At 63.0% G+C, this 6,320-nt stretch carries 7 protein-coding genes and 1 pseudogene; 2 read left to right on the plus strand and 6 right to left on the minus strand.

Annotated features, from left to right (window positions below):
• Positions 1-325: pseudogene (locus WBB85_RS10070) on the plus strand (hypothetical protein); the annotation flags it as partial.
• Here WBB85_RS10070 and scpB read toward each other — a convergent pair.
• Both scpB and WBB85_RS10080 read right to left on the minus strand, forming a co-directional pair.
• Positions 322-921: an SMC-Scp complex subunit ScpB gene (gene scpB / locus WBB85_RS10075; RefSeq protein WP_432638485.1), complete on the minus strand. Its 600-nt coding sequence runs from the start codon at positions 919-921 to the stop codon at positions 322-324. The pseudogene WBB85_RS10070 and the gene scpB overlap by 4 nt on opposite strands.
• Positions 922-923: 2 nt before the next feature.
• Complete coding sequence (locus WBB85_RS10080; protein WP_432638486.1) at positions 924-1,796, minus strand: DUF1403 family protein; 873 nt, start codon at positions 1,794-1,796, stop codon at positions 924-926.
• A 126-nt stretch (positions 1,797-1,922) separates the two neighbouring features.
• On the opposite strand from WBB85_RS10080, the gene WBB85_RS10085 reads away from it, so the two are divergent.
• Positions 1,923-3,041, plus strand: a complete 1,119-nt coding sequence (locus WBB85_RS10085; protein WP_432638487.1) for a tyrosine-type recombinase/integrase — start codon at positions 1,923-1,925, stop codon at positions 3,039-3,041.
• Positions 3,042-3,070: 29 nt separating this feature from the next.
• Here WBB85_RS10085 and WBB85_RS10090 read toward each other — a convergent pair whose 3' ends face one another.
• The 4 genes from WBB85_RS10090 to WBB85_RS10105 form a co-directional block, all read right to left on the minus strand.
• Positions 3,071-3,373, minus strand: coding sequence for a type II toxin-antitoxin system RelE/ParE family toxin (locus WBB85_RS10090; RefSeq protein ID WP_432638488.1), 303 nt, complete (start codon positions 3,371-3,373; stop codon positions 3,071-3,073).
• Positions 3,366-3,608 carry a type II toxin-antitoxin system ParD family antitoxin gene (locus WBB85_RS10095; protein WP_432638489.1) on the minus strand — a complete coding sequence of 81 codons (243 nt, stop codon included), beginning with the start codon at positions 3,606-3,608 and terminating at the stop codon, positions 3,366-3,368. The genes WBB85_RS10090 and WBB85_RS10095 overlap by 8 nt, the downstream gene beginning before the upstream one ends.
• Positions 3,609-3,727: 119 nt before the next feature.
• Positions 3,728-4,849 (minus strand): ParB/RepB/Spo0J family partition protein, encoded by a 1,122-nt coding sequence (locus WBB85_RS10100; RefSeq protein ID WP_432638490.1) that lies wholly within the window; start codon positions 4,847-4,849, stop codon positions 3,728-3,730.
• 12 nt (positions 4,850-4,861) lie between these two features.
• Positions 4,862-6,154: an AAA family ATPase gene (locus WBB85_RS10105; protein ID WP_432638491.1), complete on the minus strand. Its 1,293-nt coding sequence runs from the start codon at positions 6,152-6,154 to the stop codon at positions 4,862-4,864.
• Between the last annotated feature and the right edge of the window lie 166 nt (positions 6,155-6,320).

Genomic DNA, 6,320 nt, shown 5'->3' on the forward strand with positions numbered 1-6,320 from the left:
GGGCATCGCGGCCGGGTTCGGCGATCCGCGGGTCAAGATGGTACGCATGGGAATGAAACGTAACGACAACAACTCGCAGGCCCCCTTTCCAACACCGTTCGAAGAAGAAGTTGGGCCAAGATCGACCGAGACGTGGGTGGAGGGAATGGTGGTCCTACACAACCCGAATGCACGTATTCCCCTTGATCCAGGTCTCATACCGGGGTCAGCGCATGAATTCCTCCAAGAAGACGGAAGCATCATGTCACTGTTGCCCGACTTTCACCCTTTCGTTTCGCAAAGCATTGTCACGCTAGAGGACGAGCACGACGCGCGAGATGGCTAGCCAGCACGGCTAGAAAAACCGGCATCGTCGAGTTGCTCACGGTCGGGTAGGTCGCGTAGGGTTTCCAACCCAAAGGTGACCAGGAACTGTTCGGTGGTCACGAACGTGTACGGAGCCCCGCGCCGGGGCGCACGGGGCCCTGTTCCAACCAGGCCCCGGTCATGCAATCGACCTACCAGGTCACGACTGATCTCGTTGCCGAATATGTCCTTCAACCCGTCGCGGGTGATCGGCTGGTGGTAGGCAATGGCGGCCAACACCGCGACGTCGAATTCGGTTAAGTCCGGCAATTGATCTCCAACGTCGGCCGCCGACCGGATCGCGGGAGCATAGGCGGCGCGTGTACGGAACATCCAACCACCTGCGACCTCGGCGAGTTCGAAGGCTCTTCCCTCAAGGTCGGCCGCGAGATCCTCGACCAGGAGGTCTACTGAAACCCCCTGTCCCACCACGCGGGCGAGGTCTTCGCGCGGTACCGGTGACGCAGAGGCGAACAGAACCGCCTCGATCCGGCGCATCCATTCGCGCCAGCGCAACTCGGTGGGCAATTCCTCGAGCTCTCTATCTAGGTCGGGTTCGGCATGGTCCTTGGCCATCTCTACACCCCGTAGAGCCGGAAGGTATCGCGCCCGGTGAGTTCGCGGACAGCGCCGAGGTCAACCAGCCGGTCGCAAAGCCGCCGCGCGGAGCGATCCGGCAAGGGCAAGGCAGAAGGGGCCAGGGCATCGCGCGCTAGGAACATATCAACGGCGTCCCCGGCGCCCTTGGCCCGGAGTCTTGGCGCGGCCTCTTTCAAATACGCTGTCCGGCGCGCCAGATCCGCGGCCAGCCGTACGACCTCGATTGCCGACTTGGTCACGGCACGATGACAGGCCATTCCCAGCTCTGTGCCGCCCTTCCTCAAGTCGGTTCGCTTGAAACCGGGCGCCAGGAGCGGCAGAACATGGTTCCAACCGAGCGCCTGTGCCAGCGCGGCATCCGCCAGAACTAATGCCGCCACGTCCTGACGCGGTACGTCGGCCAACACGGTTTCCAACACCATCGCGGCGCGGGTCACCGGAGCGCCCTGCCCCGCATCCAGCCATTCGGCAACCTGCCCAGACTCGATGGTAGGCAAGGCACGATGCAGCGCCTTAACCGAGGTCGGCCGCTCAACGGAACGCTGCCAGGACAGGTAGGTTTCCCCTGCTGGCCCAGGCAAATCGCCAGACCTCAACAGGTGCAGCGCGTCGCGCAGCTCCGCTGCCCGCTCCGGACGCCCTATAAACGCGGTACAAGCCTCCGCCGCACGCAGCGCCAGGCGTTCTCGCAACAAGCACTGGGGCACCTCTGGGCGGTTCGACACAAGATGCAGGTGGTTGAGCGCCGCACCTGACAAAAAGGCCACATCTTCAAGGGTTTCCGCCCTTGCAGAGGTGATCCACGCAGGCATTGGAGGTAGAGTATCGAAGTCGACTCGGGCATATGTCATGCCACAACACTATCCTAAGGCGGCGCTTTTCACCACAATATAGTGTGTAAACCGCCCCACGTTTCAGCTATTCATTATGTCCAATAAGGTTGCCTTATCGGACATAATTGGGATAGGCTCAGAACCATGAGCCAGACACCCAGAAACACGCCCCGGGAGGCCGGGAATTCGCGCTCGACGTCGCAGGATGCGACCGGTGAGAACGAATTCGACACAAGAGACGCTCCCGATGGAGCCTCTATCGCCCTGCCCGCCCATGTCGCCGGATCCGGGATCCTCGACCGGCTGATCGACACCGCCCGTGACTACGCCAAAGCCTCGACGGCCGAGAACACCAACAGGGCCTATGCCGCCGACTGGAAACACTTCGCCCGCTGGTGCCGGAGGAAGGGGGCGGAGCCCCTGCCCCCCGCGCCCGAACTGATCGGGCTCTATCTGGCCGATCTGGCCTCAGGGTCAGGCCCCTCCCCTGCGCTCCTAGTGTCGACAATCGAACGGCGGCTTTCGGGTCTTGCCTGGCACTATGCGCAGCGCGGCTTTGCGCTCGACCGCAAGAACCGGCACATCGCCACCGTGCTGGCGGGGATCAGGCGCAAGCACGCGCGGCCGCCGGTGCAGAAGGAAGCAATCTTGCCCGAAGACATCCTCACCATGGTCGCCACCCTGCCCCACGATCTGCGGGGCCTGCGCGACCGGGCGATCCTTCTGCTGGGCTTTGCCGGTGGGCTGAGGCGGTCGGAGATCGTCAGCCTTGACGTTGGCAAGGACGACACGCCCGACAGCGGCGGCTGGATCGAGATCCTCGACGATGGCGCTGTCCTCACGCTCAACGCCAAGACCGGCTGGCGCGAAGTCGAGATCGGGCGCGGCTCCACGGATCAAACCTGCCCCGTGCATGCTCTCGAGCAATGGCTGCACTTTGCGAAGATCGACTTCGGCCCGGTTTTCGTGCGGACCTCGCGGGACGGCAAGCGAGCGCTGGAAGTTAGACTCAGCGACAAGCATGTCGCCCGGTTGATCAAGCGGACAGTCCGCGATGCCGGGCTGCGCGCCGACCTGCCGGAAAAGGACCGGTTGGCGCTTTTTTCCGGTCACAGCTTGCGCGCCGGTCTCGCAAGTTCGGCCGAAGTCGATGAGCGCTACGTCCAGAAGCAGCTTGGACACGCATCAGCGGAAATGACCCGTCGGTATCAACGCCGCCGCGACCGCTTCCGGGTAAACCTGACCAAAGCCGCAGGGCTGTGAGGAATGCGGAACCTTCCCCGCGGGGAAGATCAGCCGTCGAGCGCGTGAAGAAGATCCTGACGGTTGTGCAGGACGCGCAGCACTGTCCCACCCCCCTGCCCATCCAGATAGATCACCAAATGCGCGCCGGAGGGGTGGATGCGGATGGGCGGCGTGAACTCGGAGCGTTCTCGGGCGATGGCGGGAAAGTCGGCGATAGTTTCGAAGGTCATGACCAGCGCATCGAGATAGCGGTCAGCCTGATCGTCGGACCAACGTTCGGCGGTGAAGCGCCAGATTGCCGCCAGATCATCCTCGGCTGCCGGGGTCAGTCGATAACGGCCCTTAGCCATTCCGGGCGGCACGCATCCGTGCTTTGAACGCATCGGCGTCGAATGTTGCGGCAGGTCCACCGACCAAAGCCGCGTCAACCGCTGCCTGCACCTCGGTAATCGCAGCCGTGCGGGCCTGATCGCGGCGGATCAGGTCGCGGACGTAGTCGGAGGTGTTGGCGAAGCGGCCGGTCTGGGACTGGGCTTCGACCCAAGCCTTCATCTCGGCCGGAAGGGATACATTCATCGTGGACATGGTACCTCCTGCCGATGAACGTATGGCAAAGATTGCCAAACCGCAACGCCGATGGCGCGTAAGCTGGGTTTAAACCCACCTTACCGAAGGGAATCTTCCCCGCGGGGAAGGCCCCTGCCCTAGCCTTCCAGCTGATCCAGCATCAACCGCACCGCCTGTTCCAGCCGCCGCCGGTCAATCGTAGTGAAGTCACGATCCAGCTGAATCTCCAGCTTGCCGACGGCAGCCACGCATTTACCGCGCCCTTCGCGTCGGTCGAATTGAAAACTGGTCCTGGCCTTGGCGGGCTTCACCGCCTTCGCCGCAGCCTTGACCATATCCGGCGCGGTCCGGTCGTCTTCGGACGGAACATCACCCGTGAACCGCCGCAGCACGTTCAGCTCATCCTCGACCGAGCGGTTGTCCCAGTCCTTCAACGCCTCGCGGATCATCAGGACGATCCCTTCGACCTCATCGAGCCGTGCGGCCAGTGCAAGGCCGAGCGCGCGCGGGATCTCCTCAACAAAGCGCAGGTCCTTGCCCAGCCGGTCGACCACGCGGATGAAGGTTCGGATATAGCTGCGCTTCTGATAGCCTGCGGATTTGAAGAGCACCGCCACCGCCTTGTCGGGATCGCTGACCTCGGTATCGGGGTCGCCCGCATAGTCGAGCGCCAGCATCGCCATCTCGGCGAAGGAAATATCCTTCCGGACAAGGTTCTCATCCACCATCTTGCGGTAGAGCGCATCGAGACTGTCGCCGGGCTGACTAACGGCGGCCGGGATCGCGCCGTAACGCTCGGTGTCGCCGGTCTCCTCCAGCAACTCCCTGAACGCGGACAGGCGGCGATAGCCTTGAATGAGTTCGTAACGCCCGTCCTCGCGCGCCTCGACGCGGATCGGGTTCGAGAGGCCCAGTTCGGCAATGGAGCCCTTCAGCTCTTTCAGTTCGTAGTCGAGACCCTTCTTGCGATCGCGGACCAGCTTTGACATTTCGACCCGGTCTAGGGGCAGCAGATCGATCACCAGACCAAGTCGCTTCAGACGGACATGTTCATGAGCAAGCGCGTCGTTTTCAGCGCGGATTTGTGCCTCCACCTCCTGCCGTTCGCGGGTTGCGTCGGCGGTCTCGGAGATCGCGGCCGCCATGGGGCCGCGACGGGCAGGGGTGTCGGATACCTTCCCCGCGGGGAAGGTCCGGGGCGCATCGGCCACGACTTCTACCGGGATGTCGATGTCGAACATGCGGCGTTTCTTGCTCATGATCCGGCCTCCTTAAATCTTGTCCCAGGCAGCGATGACGCTGCCCTTGAATTCGTCATAGGCGCGGTCGAAACTGGCGCGCGCCCGGCGCCAAGTTTCCCGCGTCATCTCGCGGTAGTCGATCTCATAGACCGACGACAGGAACCGCCCGGATTGCTCAACCGCGCGCGTCATCTCGATCGGGTGTTCGGCCACATGTGCCCCGAAAACCTTACGGAAGGCTTCAAACATCGCGCGGTGCAGGTCGTTGCCGGGCTCATACCGCGTCATCAGGAAGCGGATATCGGCGAAAGCCTTGGGGAGCGTTACCTTCCCCGCGGGGAAGGTCGGGCCGAAGCCAGAGAGATCCTCCAGCGCCTCGGCGAGCTGGCCGATGAAGCTGGTGGTGCTGTCATATTCCCAATAGCCGGGGCCCGAGGGGATATAGAGCATGTCGGCGGCAAAGACTGCGTTCATCGACTGATAGCCGATGGCGGGCGGGCAGTCGAAAAGGATGAGGTCGTAGTCGTCATCGCCAAGCCCGTCGAGATAGCGCGAGACGGCGGCGAAGAAGGACCATTCGGGGTTCAGGTGCCGGTACTGGGCAGAGGCGAATTCGACGAAGGCCGCATTGGCGCAGGAGGGGACGATGTCGATGGTCGACCAGGCGGTCGGCTTGATGAAGTCCGAATGGCGCAGCTCACCGAGGCCCAGATCGCGGATCGAGGCGGGAATCTGGCGGCGGGGCAGGGCGGTGCCGCTGGCAGCCCCGGTCGTGGCAGCGTTCATCCGGTCGGTTTCACGGATGAGATCGCGGGCCATGATGCCCCAGACGGTGTAATCCTCGGCCACGTCGGTGAGGCCCATGGAGTGGCTGAGCGTCGCCTGCGGGTCGAAATCGACGAGCAGCACGCGGTAGCCGTCCAGCGCTGCCGCATGGGCAAGGTGGAGGGCCACGGTGGATTTGCCGGCACCGCCCTTGAAATTGGCGACGGCAGCGCGGAAGGCGCGTTTGCCGGCGGGGCGGGGGGGCATCAGCGATTTGCGGTTGATCTTCATCTTGCGGCGCAGCGCATTGATCTCATCAAGCGAGAACCAGCGCTGGCGGCCATCGGGCTCGACTTCCCCGCCGGGAAGGTCGGGTTCGGCGGCGAGGCGGCCACGGAAGGTCGACTGGTTGATGCGGAAGATCAGTTCAGCCACTTCCCAGGAGGAAAAGCGGCGCAGCGTCTTGGTATTCTCGGGGCTGAAAGTCTGCTGGCGGATCCAGCTTTGCATCTTCAGCGACTGCGATTGCAGCCGTGCCAGGTCTTCGTGTGTATACATGCTCGCCTCAAACAGAACGTAAATTCTTGTTGTTTTCCGAAATACGCCGGATTTGCCAAAAATGCAAAAGCGAAGTTATCATCATTGCAGATCTTCCCTGCGGGGAAGATTCCCGGCCTGAACCACGGGATTCGCCGCGAATCGGAAACTGGGGCAGGGTAGGGGG

It is taken from the genome of Albidovulum sp., from assembly GCF_049646345.1.
Classification (GTDB): domain Bacteria; phylum Pseudomonadota; class Alphaproteobacteria; order Rhodobacterales; family Rhodobacteraceae; genus Albidovulum.

Coding starts and splice junctions, on each gene's coding strand:
- scpB (WP_432638485.1), bottom strand. CDS start 921: ATGGCCAAGGACCATGCCGAACCCGACCTAGATAGAGAGCTCGAGGAA.
- WBB85_RS10080 (WP_432638486.1), bottom strand. CDS start 1,796: ATGACATATGCCCGAGTCGACTTCGATACTCTACCTCCAATGCCTGCG.
- WBB85_RS10085 (WP_432638487.1), top strand. CDS start 1,923: ATGAGCCAGACACCCAGAAACACGCCCCGGGAGGCCGGGAATTCGCGC.
- WBB85_RS10090 (WP_432638488.1), bottom strand. CDS start 3,373: ATGGCTAAGGGCCGTTATCGACTGACCCCGGCAGCCGAGGATGATCTG.
- WBB85_RS10095 (WP_432638489.1), bottom strand. CDS start 3,608: ATGTCCACGATGAATGTATCCCTTCCGGCCGAGATGAAGGCTTGGGTC.
- WBB85_RS10100 (WP_432638490.1), bottom strand. CDS start 4,849: ATGAGCAAGAAACGCCGCATGTTCGACATCGACATCCCGGTAGAAGTC.
- WBB85_RS10105 (WP_432638491.1), bottom strand. CDS start 6,154: ATGTATACACACGAAGACCTGGCACGGCTGCAATCGCAGTCGCTGAAG.